We start from the raw sequence: 19374 nt of genomic DNA, 5'->3' as shown, positions 1-19374 counted from the left end.
GGTTTTTGTATTGATCCTTATTTTAATAGCCTTCTATTTTTTAATTCTGTTAACATTTAAAAACGAGCTTTTATTATAAAAAAAAATCACTGTAACTCAGAGAGCTACAGCGACTAACTAAAAAAACCAGTTCAATGTATTTTTAAATCTTTGCAAAGATGTTTGTATAGTATTTTTTTCCGGCACTATCCGTCGTTACCGACAATCCAAAATGGGTATAATCTCCATCTAAATTTTCTTTATGTCCAGGACTTTCAAGCCAGGCTTTTAAAACGCCTTCACCTTCTTTATAATTGTACGCTACATTTTCTGCAACACTTTTAGCTTTTAAGGCTTTTACAATATTTTTAGTGCGAACGTCAAAATCATTATGATTAACAACTGTATTGGCGATCATATATTTATTATGATTCTGGCATTCGACAGATATAACTGAACTTGCAATCAAGGCATTCAAACCAACACTTACGCGATATTCATTGATCACCTTCATCGTTTCTAACTCTGAATCGCTATACGTATAACCTACTTCTTCAATTGGCGGAGTAGTTTTTCCATTTTCCTCGGCATTATCCGATGAACATGAGTTTATTGTAATCGAGATTACAATAAACCCGAACATGTACATCATCTTTTTCATAACAACAATAGTTAAATTCTAAAGTAGATTGTGGGGCAAAATCTTTAAAATATCTTTAATAACCTTTCTAATTCTGGGATCAAATATATTTACTAAATCGTTAAAACACAAATTTTATCGATGAAATACATATAAATTTTAACAAATGAATAATTTTTCTTACAATTAAGAAGATAATCGCTCTATCTTCCATGTAAAATCAGACTGACTCTGATAGCGTATTCTGTCGTGAAGTCTGTTTGGTCTGCCTTGCCAAAATTCAACTTCTAATGGTGCTACTATAAAACCACCCCAATTATCAGGTCGCGGAATTGATTTACCTTCGTATGCTGTTTCAAGCTTTTTTAAGTTTTCTTCTAAAAAAGTTCTGGACGGAATGACTTCGCTTTGATTGGAAACAATAGCTCCCAGCTTACTTCCGTCAGGACGGGAATCAAAATAACCGTCGGATATATTCTCTGATGTTTTTACTGCTATTCCTTTTATAATAACCTGACGTTCCATTTCCTGCCAGAAGAATGACAAACAAACATGTGGATTGGCTGTAATTGCTTTTCCTTTTTCTGAATTGTAGTTGGTATAGAATATAAAACCTTCTTCAGAAAATTTCTTCAATAAAACTACTCTGGATTTTGGAAACCCATCTAATCCAATGGTTGAAACGGTCATGGCATTTACTTCTCCGCTTCCTCCAAAATTTTCTACTTCATGAAACCATCTGTTGAATAGATTTATTGGATCTTCAGGAATATTAGTTTCTAATAACTCACTTTTTTCGTAAGATTTTCTATAATTACTTAAATCATTCATATTTATTAGATTTTTGGATTGTTAGACTTCTTAGAATTTTAGATTGTAGACTTTAGATTTTAGATTTTTTTTTAATCTCTTTGCGCTCTAATTTCTTTGTTATCTAATTTTTCAGTCTTTTAAATTTTAGATTGCAGACTTTAGATTTTAGATTTTTTTAATCTCTTTGTGCTCTAATCTTTATGACTTTTAAATTTTAGATTGCAGACTTTAGATTTTAGATTTTTTTAATCTCTTTGCGCTCTAAACTTTATGACTTTTAAATTTTAGATTACAGACTTTAGATTTTAGATTTTTTAATCTCTTTGCGCTCTAATCTTTCAGACTTTTGACTTTATGACTTTAAAGAAACTCAAAACTCACGCCATCATCTCCTAATAATACATTTGGGAAAATGGTTTGCGCTTCTTGCTTAAAACGTTCAATTCCGTCGTATCGTGTAGAGTAATGTCCTAAAACAAGTTGTTTGGCGTTTGCTTTTAATGCGATTTTTGCGGCTTCTATTGCTGTTGAATGCAATGTCTTTTGTGCTAAAGCGGCTTCTGACTCTAAAAAGGTTGATTCGTGATATAAAATATCTACATCTTGTATAATCGGAATTATATCTTCATTGTAAACGGTATCGGAACAAAATGCGTAACTCAAAGCTGGAATTGGATCAAAAGACAATTCTTTATTCGCCACTACTGTTCCGTCATCAAGTGTTACATCTCCGCCATTTTTTATCTTTTGATAGTAAGCGGTATGAATATCGTATTGCTGAACGGCATCGACATTTAATTTTCGCTCGCCTGCTTTTTCCTGAAACAAAAATCCGTTAGTATAAACGCGATGTTTAAGCGGAATCGTTTTTACAATTACTTTACTATCCTCAAAAATCACTTCACTTTCCTTCGATTCTAGTTCGTGAAAGAACAAATCATAAGTAGTCCAGGAATTTGATAATTTTAATTGTAACGTTATAATTTCTTTTACTCCTTTTGGACCATATATATGTAAGTCTGTAGTGCGTCCTAAAAGTGCAAAAGTGGATATGGTTCCAATTAGACCAAAGAAATGATCTCCATGTAAATGTGAAATAAAAATGTGATTAATTTTTGAGAATTTAATCTTGTTTTTACGCAATTGTACTTGTGTACCTTCTCCACAATCAATTAAAAATAATCTGTTTTTAATTTCTAGAACCTGTGCAGTAGGATTTGTAATTGTTCTTGGGGTTGCGGCATAACAGCCGAGTATTGTTAGTCTCATTTTAGATTTTAGATTGTTGATTTTAGATTAATGCAGACCTAAAATTAAAACTGATTAAACGAGTTTTTTTTCAATTTTAGATTTTAGAATGTAGATTTTAGATTATTGCAATTCTAAAATTTTAAATTTACTCAGCAATAAAAAATCTAAGATCTAAAATCTGAATTCTAAAATCTAAAATCCAAGGTCTCTTTCAATTTCTTCCATTTCGATAATGTCATGTGCCTCCAGAAGAGACGGAACTACAGTCAATTTATCTGAAACAGCGTTAAAATCAAAATCATCAACAACAATTACGAATGATTTTTTAGCTTTTTTATGCTGTTTTGCAAGGGGTAAAAAAAGTTTCAAATCCTTGTCAGTCAAGTTAGAATCAGCTAATAAATCGATTATAATGTTTTGTTTTTCAAAGGTTTTATATTGTTGCGTTACATTTTCAAGAAATGAATTAAAATCTCCCTGAGTGTTCTTTATTGTAACTGTATGTCCTTTTTGATCTACTTTCATCTTATAATATTTGCTCTTAAAATTCTATATCTCCAAAGCGAAGGTACAAAGTTTTTTTATTTTTAGTTTTTTTGTTTCACGTTTCAAGTTTAATGTTTCAAGTTTTGAAAGACTTAGTAACGAAACGTGAAACTTGAAACTTGAAACAAAATTAGAACTATTGAATTTTAGAAGCCAATAGATAGATAACCGCCATTCTGATTGCTACTCCGTTTTCTACCTGATTCAAAATCACGGAATGATCTGAATCTGCAACTTCTGAAGTTATTTCTACTCCTCTGTTAATTGGTCCCGGGTGCATGATCACAATTTCTTTTCCAAGAGAATCTAAAAGTGGCTTGTCTACTCCGTATTGTTGTGCGTATTCACGTGTTGACGGAAAAAAATTCACATCCATACGTTCGTTCTGAACACGAAGCATATTCGCAACATCACACCATTCTAAGGCTTTACGCAAATTTGGTTCAACCGTTACACCAAGCGATTCAATATATCTTGGAATCAATGTTTTTGGTCCGCATACTTTTACTTCGGCGCCTTGCATTTGCAAAGCATATATGTTTGACAAAGCTACTCTCGAATGCAAAATATCACCTACAATAACTACTTTTTTACCAGCTACATCTCCTAATTTTTCTCTAATCGAATAGCTGTCTAATAAAGCCTGAGTTGGATGTTCGTGTGCTCCGTCTCCGGCATTAACGATACTTGCTTTGACATTTTTGGATAAAAAATAAGCCGCTCCGGGATTGGAGTGGCGCATTACTACCATGTCTACTTTCATGGAAAGGATATTATTTACAGTATCAATCAGGGTTTCTCCTTTTTTAACAGATGACTGCGCTGCTGAAAAGCTAATAACATCTGCCGATAATCGTTTTTGTGCTAACTCGAATGAAAGTTTTGTTCTGGTACTGTTTTCGAAGAAAATATTAGCAATGGTGATATCTCGTAATGAAGGAACTTTTTTAATGGGCCTGTTAATGACTTCTTTAAAATGATCGGCAGTTTCAAAAATCAGGTTAATATCATTCTCATTGATGTATTTTATTCCTAATAAATGATTTACGCTTAATTCTTTCATTTTTATTTCTTTAATATTTATTTGTCAAATTCTTGAATTCCTGACATACTCAGTCTTTCAATGCTGCTGCAAAGAGCAACTATTTTATTGAAGCATTCTGTCTACAACTTCACTGTAATCTTGGAGATCTCTTGCATCTTCATCAAAAATCTTCTGCCATCTGAAACCTGGAATTTCGATTTTAGTTCTAGCTGAACCATCCCATTTTATTCTAAAATCGTTGTTTATTAAAACCTCAGCAACTACTTTCCCTACTTCTATTGTTGTTGCGTCATCAGTATTATCTACTTTCTGAAAAGCGATAAACAAACTCGAATCTTCTAAAGCGATAGCTCGTGCTAAATCTTGTTCATGGTAAAAGCAATATCCATCAGATTCTACTTCATTCTCTCTTAGATCTCTTTCTACCTCAACCACTTCGTATTCGCCATCTGATGTGGTGTAACCTGCATTGTGAAGTGCAATTATATTTTTATCCGCTAATTCATCAAACGCTTTTATTAATTTTTCTGTATCTGTCGGGCTTTTCCATTGTTTACTTTCTGAAAGTAACTTTTGGTTTTCTTCTCTTATTTTATCAAAAGCCCATTCTTCAGAGATTTCATCTTCAAATTCGTTGTCTTCAATTTCTTCCAGTATGTTTTCCTGAATCTCATCAAGAGACAAAAATCCCATTCTAACCTGGTTAAAAATTGATTCATAAATAAATTCTTCGTTCTCTGTCATTTTTATGTTTATTCGTTTAACTGTTTATTTGTTTAATAGTTTATTAGCTTAATGATTAAGTCTGTTTAATCGTTGATTGTTTGATTATTTAATCGTTTGTTTCTTCGATTAAACAGTTAAACGACTTAACGATTCAACAAATTTAACGATTCCACCTAATTCGTTATTAAATGAACGACATCTTCGCCTTCATTTTCTTTCCAGCTTACTTTTACTTTTTCACCGTTGATTGCATCTACCTGACGACCACGATAATCGGGTTGAATTGGCAAATTACGGCTGAAACGTCTGTCGATTAACACTAACAATTCTATCTCTGATGGTCGCCCAAAAGACTGAATTGCGGTCAAAGCAGAACGAATGCTTCGTCCTGTAAACAATACATCATCTATAAAAATGACTTTTTTGTTTTCGACTATAAAATTGATTTGTGTTTTATTGGCTTCCAGCGGTTTATCAGTACGGCGAAAGTCATCTCTAAAAAAAGTGATGTCCAGATATCCTAACGGGATTTCAGGAGTTTTGTATTCGCTTTCTAGTATTTGTTTTAAACGTTCAGCTAAGAAAACACCTCTCGGCTGTATACCTACTAAAATAGTATCGGAGAAATCTAAGTGTTTTTCGATTAACTGACAAGCCAAACGATGGAGTATGATAGTAACTTCTTTTGAATTAAGTAATACTTTTTGGCTCATAATTAAGTGTAATGTTTGGTTGGGCAAATATACAAAATCAGAATTTATTTGTTGGGGTGTTGAGTGGGGAAATATTTTTTTTGATTTGTAAAAGAATTTGAATCAAAACACTTGTCCTTATTAATTACAAAAATATAATTTCCTACCTATAAATTTTATTTTAAAATTATATTTAAATTAGTAGCTATTCTTAATCTAAATTTAAAATATGCAATCAAAAGAAAAATTTAAAATTACAGTAAGAGAAATTTCAGATTTAGCGTTTTCAAATGCTATAAATAAATTAAGAAGTGAAATCACTAAGAATCCAGATATAAGAAAATGGAATGAAAAATTGAGATCAAAATTCAAACATTTTGTACATGATGGTTTTAAAGGTGCTCAATTAAAATTAGTTGAAGAAATTTCAAATTACCAAAAAGTATTAATAGAAAATAAGGCGAAATTAAAACAAGCTCGCATTACTAAAGATAAAACATCTGAAAAAGATCACAGAAATCAAATAAATGAAATTGAAAATCGATTAAAAATTTTATTCCATATTGGCGATGGCATTGCTTGGCAACTTTTTGGGGCACAAGTATATAGAATTAGACGTTTTTACATAAATGAAAGCCAAAAGACATTAGACGAATCAAATATTAAGCATGCATTGGAAATAGCCTCTGTAATTAATAAAAATCCTGATGACTTTGCTTTAATTACTGACATAACAAATTTCATCCAAATTAGTGATTTAATTGTCTTAAAAGATAATCAACTTGGAATTCTTGAATTAAAAGAAGGAAAAATTAATGATGAATTAATTAAACTTAAGAAAGATCTTTTCGCTGCAGGTAAAGTTGAAGAAAAAATTAAAGAAATTGGAGGAAATCTTAATCCTAAAATGCTTGAACAATTTTTTAGAATGATAAGACAAGAAATAAGAATGATTCAAACAGTTGAAGTGCTAAATAAAGATAAAGGAACAGATGTAAAGACTGGGAAAGAAATTAAAATATTGAATCCAAAACACATTACAGAAACATACTCAAATAAAATTGCTGAAACATTTTCTAAATTGAAAGATCAAAACTGGGCTTACGATATTGACAGTGGTGGAATAATTCATATAGGTGTATATAAACCGGAAGCTTATATATTATCTACCGTCGCTATACCTTCTCTTTTAAACGAGTGTAAATTTAAAGTAATAATAGATTTCTCTTCAATTCAAAAAAACCTATCAGAACCATTATTTGCTAAACCTTTCCCTCCCGAAGTTATTAGTGATTTATTATTTGATGATATAAGAATCATATTAGGTTTTGATTTAGATAAATTCTTCAATGATTTCGAACATTTTTTTAAGGTAAAAACAAAGGTTTTGAGCAGAAAGGAGACCATGAAATTAAAAGAAATAGACAAAGTAAATTCAAAAAATATTTTTGAAATAAAAAATCAAGCTTTTGAATTAACAGATATAGAAACAGGAAATTCTATGATTTTAGGTGGTGGAATTATTTCAAAACTAATTTATGACAATATTTCTCCATTAACACTTTATCTTAATATGAAAGAGACCCTACAAACAAACCTAAATCAATAATAATTTTAAAATATTACAATTATTTTATTAAATGTTTTTATTTTTAAAATATAAAATCAATTTATTATTTCAAACATCGTAATTCAATAAACTTACTAATTTGTGTTTTTTTTTTAGAAAAATAATTTTCAAATAATTATGACTAATTAACATTATCATTTCTTTTCGACAAAGGATAAGTCAAAGACAAAAAATTAAAAGTAATGAAAGCAAAAATCACATCAATTCCAGTTCTTGATCAAGAAAAGGCATTACAGTTTTATACGGAGAAATTGGGTTTTATAAAAAAGCATGATGTGCCTTTAGGTGAAAATAATAGATGGTTAACAGTAGTTTCTAAAGATGAACTTAATGGCGTTGAAATTTTATTAGAACCATCACCTAATCATTTTGAGCCTTCTAAAATTTATCAAAGTGCACTTTTTGATGCTGGAATTCCATACACGCAATTTAATGTAGAAGATCTTCAGGGAGAATACGATCGTTTAATGGCTCTTGGTGTTTCATTCAGTATGCAACCCACTGCAATGGGGAATGTAAAAATTGCTATCCTAGACGATACTTGTGGTAATAAAATTCAGTTAATTGAAATGTTATAAAAATGACAAATAAGCAAATTGAAAACAAAAAAGAAAAACTGATTAAAGAATTAAAGAAAGGCGAGAAATCAGAATTTGTAAAGCGCTTTGATCGTAATACTTTTATTAAAGACCTTCACAAAAAACATATAAACTGCAAATAATCTAAATCATAGAACTTTTCGACCAAATTATATAAAACTCTTTTTTGCTGTTTAAAGTAATTTTATACTAAGATAATTAGAATACAAAATTCTTTTTAAAACAATTAAAACAGCAAAATCATGCAAAAGAACATTACACGTTTGTTAATGGTATTCGTTATACTATTTTCATTTACAAGCTGCGAGTTAGTAGGAGATATTTTTCAAGCCGGAATGGGTGTTGGAATTTTTTTAGTGGTTTTTGTAATCGCAATCATTATCTGGATCTTCGCTAAATTTTTCAGAAAATAAAAGACATAAAAAATCCCGATAACATTTGAAGCTATCGGGATTCTTTTTTATCTAAAAAATATACTATTTAGCATACATTTTTGTTCTTAATTCCTGAATTTTTTCATCATCAAGATATTCATCAAACGTCATGTAACGGTCGATTGCTCCGTTTGGTGTAAGCTCTACTACTCTGTTACCAACTGTTTGTGCAAACTCGTGGTCATGTGTTGTAAAAATTACGGAACCTTTGAAGTTTTTTAATGAGTTGTTGAATGCTGTAATCGACTCCAAATCTAAGTGATTCGTTGGTTCGTCCAGCATTAGGATATTTGCACGCTCCATCATCATTCTTGATAACATACAACGTACTTTTTCTCCTCCTGATAATACACGGCTTGTTTTTAGTGCTTCTTCTCCTGAGAAAATCATTTTCCCTAAGAATCCTCTAATAAATACCTCATCACGCTCTTCTTCTGTTTTAGCGTATTGACGTAACCAATCTACTAATGTTAAATCGTTTTCAAAGAAAGAATGGTTTTCTGCTGGTAAATATGCCTGATTCGTTGTAATTCCCCAGTCGAAAGTTCCTGCATCTGCAGTTTGCTGACTGTTTAAGATTTCGTAGAAAGCTGTTGTAGCACGTGAATCTTTTGAGAAAAGAACGATTTTATCACCTTTTGCCATATTCAGGTTTACACCTTTAAATAATAGATCTCCATCTACAGAAGCTTCTAAATTTTCTACATTCAAAATTTGATCTCCTGCTTCACGATCCTGATCGAAAATAATGGCAGGATAACGACGGCTTGAAGGTTTGATATCTGAAATATTCAATTTAGAGATCATTTTTTTACGAGACGTTGCTTGTTTTGATTTTGCAACGTTGGCGCTAAAACGACGAATAAATTCTTCTAATTCCTGTTTCTTTTCTTCTGCTTTTTTATTCTGTTGTGCACGTTGTTTTGCCGCTAATTGGCTAGACTCGTACCAGAACGTATAGTTTCCTGAATAATGGTTTATTTTTCCAAAATCGATATCTGAAATATGTGTACAAACCGAATCTAAAAAGTGACGGTCGTGTGATACTACAATTACAGTGTTTTCATAATTGGCTAAGAAGTTCTCTAACCAAGCGATGGTTTCAAAATCCAGGTCGTTGGTAGGCTCATCCATAATAAGCAAATCAGGATTTCCAAATAAAGCCTGCGCCAAAAGCACACGAACTTTGATTTTTCCCTCTAAATCGCCCATTAATGTATAATGATGTTCTTCTGTAATTCCTAAGTTAGACAACATCGAAGCGGCGTCTGAATCTGCATTCCATCCGTTCATTTCTTCGAACTGAACCTGAAGTTCTCCAATTCTGTCTGCGTTTTTATCGTTATAGTCTAAATAAAGTTCATCCATTTCTTTTTTAACAGCGTACAAAACTTTATTTCCCATCAAAACGGTTTCCAAAACAGTATGCTCATCGAACATGTTGTGATTTTGGTTTAAAACCGACATACGTTTTCCCGGTTCTAAATGAATGTGACCAGAAGTTGGATCGATGTCTCCTGAAATGATTTTTAGAAAAGTTGATTTTCCAGCACCATTGGCTCCAATAACTCCGTAAATATTTCCGTGTGTGAAAGTTGTATTTACTTCGTCGAACAAAATACGTTTGCCAAATTGAACTGATAAATTATTGACTGTTAACATGAATGTCTTTTTAATTAATTTTGTGCAAAAGTACGGAAAAAGGTTCAGAGTTGCAAAGGTGTAAAGTCGCTAAGTTTTTGTACCAGCAAGATTTTTCACGCAAAGACGCGGAGGCGCAAAGAAAATTAATTTACATCTCACCTTTTACAATTCACTTTTTACATCTTACTTTTTACATCTTACCACTTACAACCTGCTTTCTTTTGCTAAGGCGACTTCTAAACTTTCGAAATTAGATAGTACTTTTGCGATTTTGCCTTCTTTATTAAGAATGTTTTCACGCAAAGACGCAAAGACGCAAAGAAAATTAGTAATGTGTGGATTTTTTTTCAATGCAAGAGGTATAATGTCTTATTCTCTTCAGTAATATTTAACTTCTGACTTTGACCTTTTTACATCTTAACTTATTACATCTTAACTTATTACATCTTACCACTTACAACCTGCTTTCTTTCGCTAAAGCGACTTCTAAACTTTCGAAATTGAATCATACTTTTGCAATTTTGCCTTCTTTATTAAGAATGCTTTCACGCAAAGACACAGAGACGCAAAGAAAATTAGTAATGTGTGGATTTTTTTTTCAATGTAAGAGGTATAATGTCTTATTCTCTTCAGTAATATTTAACTTCTTACTTTTACCTTTTTACATATTAACTTATTACATCTTACCACTTACAACCTGCTTTCTTTTGCTAAGGCGACTTCTAAACTTTCGAAATTAGATAGTACTTTTGCGATTTTGCCTTCTTTATTAAGAATAAAATGTGTTGGGAATGAATTAAGTTCTAAGGCTTGATTCATATATTCTTTCATGTTTGGAACTACGGCGTATTTTAAAGGTTTCTTTGCTAAGAATATTTTTAATTTATCCGGAGCATCTTCGGCAAGGCTTATAAAAACAATGTCTTTTCGGTCTTTGTATTCTTCTGCCAGCTTGTTTACCTGAGGAAATTCTCTTATGCAAGGTGCGCAGTGAATGTACCAGCATTTTATAACGATGATTTTTCCTTTCATGGTTTCGTTAGAAATCAGATTATCGTTTAAATCTTTAAATGAGAATTTTGGAAATAAACTTCCTTCCATCTTATAGTTTTTATAAGCGTCGAAAGCAATCTGATTCATGCTTGCTTTTATACTGGTGTCTGATTTGGGCAGAATTTTGAATAACTTATATGTGTAAATTGCTGGAGCAGATTTTAATCGAATTGGAATGAAGTTTCCGTTTGCTAACTGATCCAGAAATGATTCTTTGGTAATTTCTTTTGAGTTAACATCTAATGCTGTAAAATCTACTGAAAGCATTATGTTTTTGCTTTGATATGCAGACCAATCGGTATATGATTTTTGAATTTGATTGGGATTAACTTCCAGGGTTTCTTTGTTGGATTGTGCGAAACCTGAGGTGAAGATTATAAATGCTATTATTATAATTGATTTTTGCATGATATTTTTAATACGATTGCTGAAATTCAAAAGTACTTAAAATAGTTTAAAAATTAGGGTATAATTGTAGGGAAAGGGTACGCTGATGGGGCTGATTCGCTTTGCTAAAACACGGATTTGTACGGATTTTTTCTACTGGCTTACTGAATGCTTCTTATATCGAATTAAATGAAACTTATTAATTTCTTTATGAAAACAAGTTCCCTAGCCCTGATAGAAGTGGTATCCTTTTTCTTGCTTCTTTAGCAAGGAAAAGATACAAGCGGATAGCAGGAAATAGCTCCTAAAAACAATACATCATTTTATAAAAACAAAAAACCTGGCAATAAAAATTGCCAGGCTTATAATGCGCTTCCTTCAACTGAAAACCAAATAACAAATCAGCTGAATTTGGCGCATTTTAGAAATAAAAATCAGATTAAAAAATTAAATAACCAAACTCAATTTTAACCGTCTCATTTTTTTATTTCAGTTTTCTTTATTCATCATAACTCCATTAAAAGAAGTTGGTTACTTTGTATGATTTTCTGTTTCCGGCTTTGTCTGTAACTATGACAACAAACAATTGTTTTGTTGAGAAGTTTTGGTTTTGAAGCTGGATTTCTTTATTGTTTTGAATGTTTCTGTGGTTTACTAATGATTGCCCAATGGTGTTGAAAACATCTACCTGAGCAACTTCATCAGTATCACTTGTTACTTTTAAAGTATTGTTGTCAAAGTAAACTAAAGTAGTTCCCTTTGCTTCGATCTTATCAAGTGCGAGCATTTTTGCTGATTGTGAAGCAAAATAAGCTGCATAAGCATTCGAGAATTGGTAACCTGTTCCGCATGCTGCATCCCAGTTGATTGACCATGTCATAACTCCTCTCATGTTTGGATAAGGTCCGCCTTTTAAAGTGTACGCTCTTCCTGAGAAAGTGGTTCCGAATCTTAAATAGTTGAATGCCTGAATTCCTTTTTCGGGAGTTAAATATCCTCCTGCCGGAGCTGCTCCTGCACAAGCCGGAATAGCGATCACAATTTTTGATTGTGGCAATGGCGGGAAATAAAATCCTGTTGAAGCAACGTTAAATCCTTTCATTAATATGTCTGACATGGAAACTAAAAAGTCTGGTGTTGCCTGAGAATAAGCTGCATTATCTAATCCAAGAACGGATCCTGTGTTGTACAATTGTACCATTAGAAGGTCTAACTCATTACGTAAATTGTGAATTACAGGAAGGAACGAACCTGCTCCGTCTGAGTATACTGAATATCCTACTTGAACATAGAATGTTTCTGGTGCTGAAGTAAGGATGAATCCGCTTCCGTAGCTTGCTTTTAGTTCTTTGAAGGCATCTACAATATTTTTTAGTTTTGGATAGGCTGAAATTGCTGAATAAGAGAAATCTTTTAAGGCTCCTGCACCAAAATTCATTGATCCTCCTTCGAAATCAATATCTACTCCATCAAAACTATACTGATCTACAATGGCTTTTAATCCGTTTACAAAAATGTTCTTTTGTGCTACAGTTTGTAGTTCTACGTGACCATTTTGTCCTCCAATAGATACGATTACAGGAATACCTTTGTCTCTTAAAAACTTAATATCATTTTTAAGTAATTGAGGATTAAAGACTCCGTTTGTCATATATCTTGGCTCGTTTACTACCAAAATTGGTGTGTAACCGTCTCTGTTTTGAGTTTCGATGAAAGAATATACAACTACATTGAATTTTTTATCTCCTAATTGATTAAAGTATAAAAATGGTGCGCTGGCATTGTCCCATCCGTGTGCGTAACCTACAATTACTTTGGCTGGCAACGGATTAAATGTTGATGTCGAATTCGTGATAGTTAACGATTGGTTGAAAGTTTTTACTCCACCTGCGTTATCTGTCGCCGTTACTACAATTGCATACCCTTTATAGGCATTTGGAGTAAAAGTATAATTGTAAGCGCTTCCGGTTCCTTTTGTCATAGTAAAAGAAGTTCCGTCGATGCTGATTGAAACGGTTGAAATAGTACCGTCTGAATCTGTAACGTTTACACTAACGGGAACAGCCTGAAATCCTGCTGGCTGATTAATTGACGTTGTTGCTGGTGTAACCCATGCAATTACCGGCAATGAATTAGGGCATGTTGCTCCTGAACATTGTAAATAGAACGCTTTTGTATTTTCGGCAGTTATACCGTTTGAAGCTGTTACAGTTGCTTTCAACGTGTAATTTTTGTTGAAATCTGCTACAACCGGAGTCCAGTTTGCTACATATTCTGATCCTGAAAGTGCTGCTGTGATATTTTGTCCGTTGATGTTGAATACAACTGATGAAATCGTTAAGCTAGCGTCTGCACTTGCCGTTGCTTTAAGCTGAATGGCTGTTCCCGGAGCAATGGCTACAGTTGCCAATGATGGACTTGTAATAGTAACCTGAGGCGGTGAAACGGTGTTTGTATTGAAGTTATAAACCTGCGGTGATGTTGGTACTGCAAAGTTGGCCAGGTTATTTGGATAATAAGCTGTTTCGCCATTTTGCCATGAATTCAATTTCAAACTTAAAACTTGTGTATAACCAGTCACTACTGAATTATCGAAACTGTAATTTCCTTGTGCATCTGTTGTTGCAAGAACGCTTTTCCAGTTGTGTGTATTATCTGTCCAAGGTAAAACCAATTCTACTTTTGCTCCAGATACAGGATTCGATCCGTTTTTAACGGTTCCGCTGATTAGATTTGTGCTTGCTGCAAGTCTTGCTGTAGATGTTGTATTAAAATTATAAACCGTTGGGTTTGCAGGAACTGCAAAGTTGGCCAGATTATTTGGGTAATAAGCTACTTCCCCATTTTCCCATGAATTCAATTTTAAACTTAAAACCTGATTGTAACCTGCTACAACGGAGTTATCGAAACTGTATTTTCCTTGTGCGTCTGTTGTTGCCAAAACACTTTTCCAATTGTGTGTGTTATCTGTCCAAGGTAAAACCAGTTCTACTTTAGCTCCAGCTACAGGATTAGATCCGTTTTTAACGGTTCCGCTAATTTTATAAGTTCCAATTACAACAGTATCCTGAGTAAAGTTTAATGTTTTATTGGCAACTAAATTGGTATAGACAGTTGAAGCTGGTGTAAACGTCTGTCCTGTCAAAGCAGCCGTTACGGTATAGTTTCCGCCAGAAGGTACACTGATTGTATATGCTCCGCTAGCGTTTGTTGTTCCTGTAAAATTACCTCCTGTTGAAGAAGCTGTTACCACAACACCTGAAACTGCAGTTGCATTGTTCAAAACTGTTCCGCTAATGGTATAATTAACTACTGGAGCACCTTGTGTGAAATTCAATGTTTTGTTCGCATCGATTGCATTGTACACTGTCGAAGCCGGCGTGTAAGAGAATCCTGTTTTTGCAGCTGTAACTGTAAAATTAATACCTGCTGTCAGACCTGCTACACTGTAAGCTCCACTAGCATTAGAAACGGCTGTTAGAACTGTTGCCCCTGATGTTGCGGAAACTGTAACGCCGGAAACTGCTGTTGATCCGTTTAGAACTGTTCCGCTAACAGTGTATGTTGGCTGAGTTCCTAAAATTACAACACCTGTTTGATTGGTTGTAACATTGGTTAAATTTACTGGAGTAAATGTATAGGTCGCTTTTAATGCGGTTAACTTATAATTTTGTCCAGCTGTTAAATTGTTGAATGTATAATTTCCGGATGTAGAAACTACTGTTTGCAATACTACATTGGCTGCATTACGCAATTCTACTGTTACGTCTGTAACTAAAGTGGTTCCGTTTTTTACTGATCCTGCAATACTTACTGTTCCCGGAGCAATGCTTCCAAAAGATGTATCTACTTGATTTAGTAATGCATTTGCAACTGAACCTCTTGTATCCTGAGAAAGTTCCCAGATCATACCTCCACCAAGATTTTTGGATTTGATGTATTGTACTTTTAAATCTATGGATTGTTTATCTTCATAGCTGATAAACTGCTTTAAGGTTGAATTGTACAAATAAGGAACTTTTGTGGTGTTATCAAAATATCTTGCCCATCCTGCAGATGCAGCTGTTGAAGTTACCAACATGGTATTGGGATCTAGATAAGCATGAGAATTTGTTACCGGATTCCCTACTAAATCGCAAATTTCGATACTTCCGGAACGTTCGCAAGCGCCTGAACCGTCCCACGTTCCGATTGGATTTTGTGGATTGGTACAACCCGGAACTACATATCTTGGTGCTGCTACAAATAATCCTGGAAAATTAGGGTTTGTGCCGTTGTTGGCGACATTATCGAATTTCTTTCCGTAGAAAGGTAATCCCATTATTAGTTTGTTTGCAGGAATTCCAACTACATTCAAAAACTGACTCGTCAATTCGTCCAGTGATTCTGATTGTGTTGCTCCGTAAAGCGGGTCATTGGTATTTCCGCTTGCATAAAGTGGCGCGTTGTAGCATGTTTTATCGTACCAGTTTCCTCCAAGATCATACCCAAAATAGGTAATGTAATCGCAATAAGTCGAAATATCCTCTGACATTCCGTATTGCGATCTGTTATTTGGTCCCAGATATTGGTCTTTAACTTTTCTAACGTTATTTCCCGCTGCAATAGTAACCAATTTGTTCGGCATTGCCTGACGCATCGCTTTTAATAAATAAACTAGGTTTTTATTGTCATCCGGACTGTATTTTTGTGGAGGAACCGGAGATCCGTTTACGATTTCAGTACCGTCTGTTCCTCCTGATAGCGGATATTCCCAATCGATATCAAATCCATCGATAAAAGGATATTTGGTAATGAAGTTTACCATATCAGCAGCTAAAGCAGCTCTTGCAACAGGACTTGCTGCAATTGGAGAAAGATCCTGACCTTTTGTCCATCCTCCTACTGAAATAAGAATTTTTAAATGTGGATACTTTTCTTTTAACTTCATTAAGTCATAAAAGTTTCCTTTTACCGGAGCATCCCAAGGAATTCCGCCTTCCATATGCTCAAAATCAGCATAGGTATCCAAACATAATAATTTTGTATTCTCCGGATGGGCAGGATCAAAAGTTGTCCCATAAAAAGAATAATTCAAATGCGTCAATTTATTTCCATCAATTTTCGGAACATTATAATCCCGGGCATAAATAGACCATTGCGCATAATACCCTACTACTTTTTTTCCGTGAGCCGGTTGAGCTAACGCAAGTAAGGGAAACAATAACAAAAAGAGTAATCTGTAATAATGTTTCATAATTAATAATTATTGGTTAATAGAAAGTGAATGTTTCAATTATCGCGCATACTTACTGCAAAGCAGTAGATAATTACGACAACAGCTTTTCTATAAATGGCAAACAAAAAATTTGCAACTCATAGAAATCAATTCATATTACTTCTACAAATATTACTACCGATTTCCTACCATAAGGATTAGTAAATAGTACTGCATAATATTTATATGTAATTCTTTTTTAAAAAATTAATTCTAAATACAAAATGATAAATTTGGGGAAATTGATTCATCAATCTTAATACTTCTTTTTTGTCATGTTTTTGGATATTCTCTTAATTTGGTTTTAAGTGTTGTTAAATATTTTATGTGGTATTTGTTGGTTATTTTTTTTTGTTATTTCTTCTCTCTTTTTGATCTGATATTCTTATTTTTTAGCTCCGTTTTTATTCAAAAATGATAATTATCTCTGCCAACTTTATTTGGCAGAGACAATCAAATTCTGCAATAATCATGGTAACTAAAAATCAATAAATACTAATTCAAACCAAATTCTTTATATTAATTTCTTTAAGCTTTCGTATACGGACAATTCAACATCAGCGTGGACTTTGGTGTTGCATTGTTCTACGAGCTCTTTTAACTCACTTGTTTTTATATTCGATTTATTATCTAATACATTCAATATTTGTTCTGATGCATTACTTAGTTTTTTCGCTAACGGCAAAAGAGATTGTACTAATGGTGCCTTAGTACTTAATGCAATCAAATCCTTGTTTAAAGTAATCCACTTGTTTAAAAACTGGCTTACATTTGCCTTATTCTCAATTGATTTGTTTGCTAAATATTGTTTTACTGCTTCATCAAACAATAAAGAATCTTTTGCATCCGGCGTACAGGCATCAGCAAAAAGTGTCAAAGGAGAATACATCTGATATTCTGTTCCTCCAATGTTTCTTGTGTATCCTTTTAATGGTTCGCACACATTCGAAAATTCTTCCAATGCTGCTGTATTTTGATTATTGGCTACATTTCTAAGAATAACAGCTTTATAACTTATATGTGTTAATCCCAATTCTTCTAATCTAAAAGAAACTACTTCAAGACGCTTGCGCATATTGGCAACATCAGTAATATTTTCTGCCGACCAAAGTCGCTCTGCAATGGCTGCTGTTCTTGGCCAAATTCTTGAATCTATTGTTAACGGCGATGCAAGTTCTGTCCACATTGGTGCTTCCCCACCTAGTATTCTGGCTTTTTCTTCTGCTGATAAATTAGCTCCTTTTGGCATTGGGTCATTTAGGTAATGACTTTCAATAGGATACATCAAATCAATATAGTATCCATTTGACAATACTGTTTTATATCCTTTTTTTACTGCATCTATCAACGATTGTCCTGCTACAACACCTTCATTTGGCCCTCTCCAGGAATGAATGATGGCATCTTTAGACATATTTTTGGTCATAATTTCTTCCCATCCCATCAATTGCTTTCCGTGTTTCTTAAGCATCGGGATTAACTGCATGGTAAAGTAAGTTTGCAATTCATGATTGGTTGCTAACTTGTTTTTCTTTTTAAATTCCTGAATTTTAGGATTTGCGTCCCAATCTTTCCCTTCGTTTTCATCTCCCCCGATATGAAAATAAGACCCGGGAAATAATGGGCACACCTCATCAAATAATTCACTTAATAATTGATACGTTTTAGGATTTGAAGGATCTAATGTGGGTGAAAAAATACCTGCATTTCTTTCAATTCCATAGGTCGCAATTGCGGTTCCCTGAATATTTTTTTCCGAAGTTCCTCCTGTCAGTGTAATCACCTTACTTCCTATTTCAGGATATGCCGTAAGTATTGCTGATCCATGACCTGGAACATCTATTTCCGGAACAATCAAAATACCGCGCTCATCAGCATATTTTACGATATTTTTTATTTCCTCTTGTGTATAATACATTCCGTCTGATGCTAATTCGATCAGTTTCGGATGTTTTTTCATTTCGATTCTCCATCCCTGATCATCAACAAGATGCCAGTGAAAAACATTCATCTTCATCGCTGCCAATCCGTCAAGATTTCTTTTGATAACATCAATTGGCTGAAAATGTCTTGCAGCGTCAATCATTAAACCTCTCCAGGTAAATCTTGGAAAATCAGCTATTTTTGAAGCCGGGAAATAAAATGATGTACTGTTATTTTGTAACATTTGCAAAAGCGTTTCAAGTCCGTGTAGTGCACCTAAATCGCTGGTTGCGTTTAATGTAATTTTGTTTTTTGTTATTTCCAGATGATAACTTTCGTCTTCGTAAAGTCCAATTTTACCGCTTTTGGTACAATTTATTTGTAATTCAGCATTTGGAACTTCATTCAATTTTGCAATAAATCCCTGTTTGAAAAAAATACCGGTTCTACCATCTAAGCGGCGTAAGAAACGAGTAACCCCGCCAAAAATTCTTGGGTTTGGATTTCCGGTGATATTTACTTCAAAATTTTTGCTTAAAGTAAAATTTCCTTCGTTTACAGCAACACTTTGAGGCCAGGGCATAAGATTTAGCTGCTCTTTAGGAGATTGAGCACTAGCAATTAGACCTGTAAATAATAAAACTAATATATATTTCATTTAATTTTTTTTGAAAGATGTTATCTGGAGATAACATTAATAAATACATAAGAACAAAATTCAGAAAGCTCGTATTGAACCTCGCTACTCAGTAAGA

General features: G+C 33.3%; 14 protein-coding genes. 3 read left to right on the top strand and 11 right to left on the bottom strand.

Annotation, left to right across the window (positions count from 1 at the left end; all coding sequences use genetic code 11):
* Positions 1 to 142: 142 nt before the first annotated feature.
* The 7 genes from B0A66_RS19475 to pyrR form a co-directional block, all read right to left on the bottom strand.
* On the bottom strand, positions 143 to 640 hold the full coding sequence (locus tag B0A66_RS19475; protein WP_089051534.1) for a CAP domain-containing protein: 498 nt from the start codon (positions 638 to 640) through the stop codon (positions 143 to 145).
* 165 nt (positions 641 to 805) lie between these two features.
* Positions 806 to 1450 (bottom strand): pyridoxamine 5'-phosphate oxidase, encoded by a 645-nt coding sequence (pdxH, locus tag B0A66_RS19470; protein WP_089051533.1) that lies wholly within the window; start codon positions 1448 to 1450, stop codon positions 806 to 808.
* 342 nt (positions 1451 to 1792) lie between these two features.
* Entirely contained in the window at positions 1793 to 2701 is a 909-nt protein-coding gene (locus B0A66_RS19465; RefSeq protein WP_089051532.1) for a ribonuclease Z, read from the bottom strand.
* Positions 2702 to 2875: 174 nt separating this feature from the next.
* The gene (locus tag B0A66_RS19460; protein WP_089051531.1) at positions 2876 to 3208 is read right to left on the bottom strand and encodes a ribonuclease Z; all 333 of its coding nucleotides are present in this window, start codon (positions 3206 to 3208) and stop codon (positions 2876 to 2878) included.
* Positions 3209 to 3365: 157 nt separating this feature from the next.
* Positions 3366 to 4292 (bottom strand): aspartate carbamoyltransferase catalytic subunit, encoded by a 927-nt coding sequence (locus tag B0A66_RS19455; RefSeq protein ID WP_029273654.1) that lies wholly within the window; start codon positions 4290 to 4292, stop codon positions 3366 to 3368.
* An 84-nt stretch (positions 4293 to 4376) separates the two neighbouring features.
* Positions 4377 to 5018 carry a DUF6891 domain-containing protein gene (locus B0A66_RS19450; protein WP_089051530.1) on the bottom strand — a complete coding sequence of 214 codons (642 nt, stop codon included), beginning with the start codon at positions 5016 to 5018 and terminating at the stop codon, positions 4377 to 4379.
* 155 nt (positions 5019 to 5173) lie between these two features.
* Positions 5174 to 5713 carry a bifunctional pyr operon transcriptional regulator/uracil phosphoribosyltransferase PyrR gene (gene pyrR / locus B0A66_RS19445; RefSeq protein WP_089051529.1) on the bottom strand — a complete coding sequence of 180 codons (540 nt, stop codon included), beginning with the start codon at positions 5711 to 5713 and terminating at the stop codon, positions 5174 to 5176.
* 208 nt (positions 5714 to 5921) lie between these two features.
* Here pyrR and B0A66_RS19440 point away from each other — a divergent pair, with 208 nt between their 5' ends.
* The 3 genes from B0A66_RS19440 (at position 5922) to B0A66_RS22990 (ending at position 8334) form a co-directional block, all read left to right on the top strand.
* A complete protein-coding gene (locus B0A66_RS19440; RefSeq protein ID WP_089051528.1) occupies positions 5922 to 7301 on the top strand; it encodes a hypothetical protein in 1380 nt (459 codons plus the stop codon).
* 203 nt (positions 7302 to 7504) lie between these two features.
* Entirely contained in the window at positions 7505 to 7900 is a 396-nt protein-coding gene (locus B0A66_RS19435) for a VOC family protein (RefSeq protein ID WP_089051527.1), read from the top strand.
* Between the two features lie 263 nt (positions 7901 to 8163).
* Positions 8164 to 8334, top strand: a complete 171-nt coding sequence (locus tag B0A66_RS22990) for a hypothetical protein (protein ID WP_165766660.1) — start codon at positions 8164 to 8166, stop codon at positions 8332 to 8334.
* 63 nt (positions 8335 to 8397) lie between these two features.
* Here B0A66_RS22990 and B0A66_RS19430 read toward each other — a convergent pair whose 3' ends face one another.
* The 4 genes from B0A66_RS19430 to B0A66_RS19415 form a co-directional block, all read right to left on the bottom strand.
* Positions 8398 to 10017, bottom strand: coding sequence for an ABC-F family ATP-binding cassette domain-containing protein (locus B0A66_RS19430; protein WP_089051526.1), 1620 nt, complete (start codon positions 10015 to 10017; stop codon positions 8398 to 8400).
* 672 nt (positions 10018 to 10689) lie between these two features.
* On the bottom strand, positions 10690 to 11460 hold the full coding sequence (locus tag B0A66_RS19425; RefSeq protein WP_089051525.1) for a TlpA family protein disulfide reductase: 771 nt from the start codon (positions 11458 to 11460) through the stop codon (positions 10690 to 10692).
* Between the two features lie 496 nt (positions 11461 to 11956).
* Entirely contained in the window at positions 11957 to 16675 is a 4719-nt protein-coding gene (chiA, locus tag B0A66_RS19420) for a T9SS-translocated chitinase ChiA (protein ID WP_089051524.1), read from the bottom strand.
* Between the two features lie 535 nt (positions 16676 to 17210).
* A complete protein-coding gene (locus B0A66_RS19415; RefSeq protein ID WP_089051523.1) occupies positions 17211 to 19277 on the bottom strand; it encodes a beta-N-acetylhexosaminidase in 2067 nt (688 codons plus the stop codon).
* Between the last annotated feature and the right edge of the window lie 97 nt (positions 19278 to 19374).

Source organism: Flavobacterium hercynium (assembly GCF_002217285.1).
GTDB lineage: Bacteria > Bacteroidota > Bacteroidia > Flavobacteriales > Flavobacteriaceae > Flavobacterium > Flavobacterium hercynium.
The sequence above is the reverse complement of the archived record's forward strand: the minus strand, read 5'-3'. Positions and strand labels throughout refer to the sequence as shown.

Coding starts and splice junctions, on each gene's coding strand:
- B0A66_RS19425 (WP_089051525.1), bottom strand. CDS start 11,460: ATGCAAAAATCAATTATAATAATAGCATTTATAATCTTCACCTCAGGT.
- pdxH (WP_089051533.1), bottom strand. CDS start 1,450: ATGAATGATTTAAGTAATTATAGAAAATCTTACGAAAAAAGTGAGTTA.
- B0A66_RS19435 (WP_089051527.1), top strand. CDS start 7,505: ATGAAAGCAAAAATCACATCAATTCCAGTTCTTGATCAAGAAAAGGCA.
- B0A66_RS22990 (WP_165766660.1), top strand. CDS start 8,164: ATGCAAAAGAACATTACACGTTTGTTAATGGTATTCGTTATACTATTT.
- B0A66_RS19450 (WP_089051530.1), bottom strand. CDS start 5,018: ATGACAGAGAACGAAGAATTTATTTATGAATCAATTTTTAACCAGGTT.
- B0A66_RS19415 (WP_089051523.1), bottom strand. CDS start 19,277: ATGAAATATATATTAGTTTTATTATTTACAGGTCTAATTGCTAGTGCT.
- B0A66_RS19465 (WP_089051532.1), bottom strand. CDS start 2,701: ATGAGACTAACAATACTCGGCTGTTATGCCGCAACCCCAAGAACAATT.
- pyrR (WP_089051529.1), bottom strand. CDS start 5,713: ATGAGCCAAAAAGTATTACTTAATTCAAAAGAAGTTACTATCATACTC.
- B0A66_RS19440 (WP_089051528.1), top strand. CDS start 5,922: ATGCAATCAAAAGAAAAATTTAAAATTACAGTAAGAGAAATTTCAGAT.
- B0A66_RS19455 (WP_029273654.1), bottom strand. CDS start 4,292: ATGAAAGAATTAAGCGTAAATCATTTATTAGGAATAAAATACATCAAT.
- chiA (WP_089051524.1), bottom strand. CDS start 16,675: ATGAAACATTATTACAGATTACTCTTTTTGTTATTGTTTCCCTTACTT.
- B0A66_RS19430 (WP_089051526.1), bottom strand. CDS start 10,017: ATGTTAACAGTCAATAATTTATCAGTTCAATTTGGCAAACGTATTTTG.
- B0A66_RS19475 (WP_089051534.1), bottom strand. CDS start 640: ATGAAAAAGATGATGTACATGTTCGGGTTTATTGTAATCTCGATTACA.
- B0A66_RS19460 (WP_089051531.1), bottom strand. CDS start 3,208: ATGAAAGTAGATCAAAAAGGACATACAGTTACAATAAAGAACACTCAG.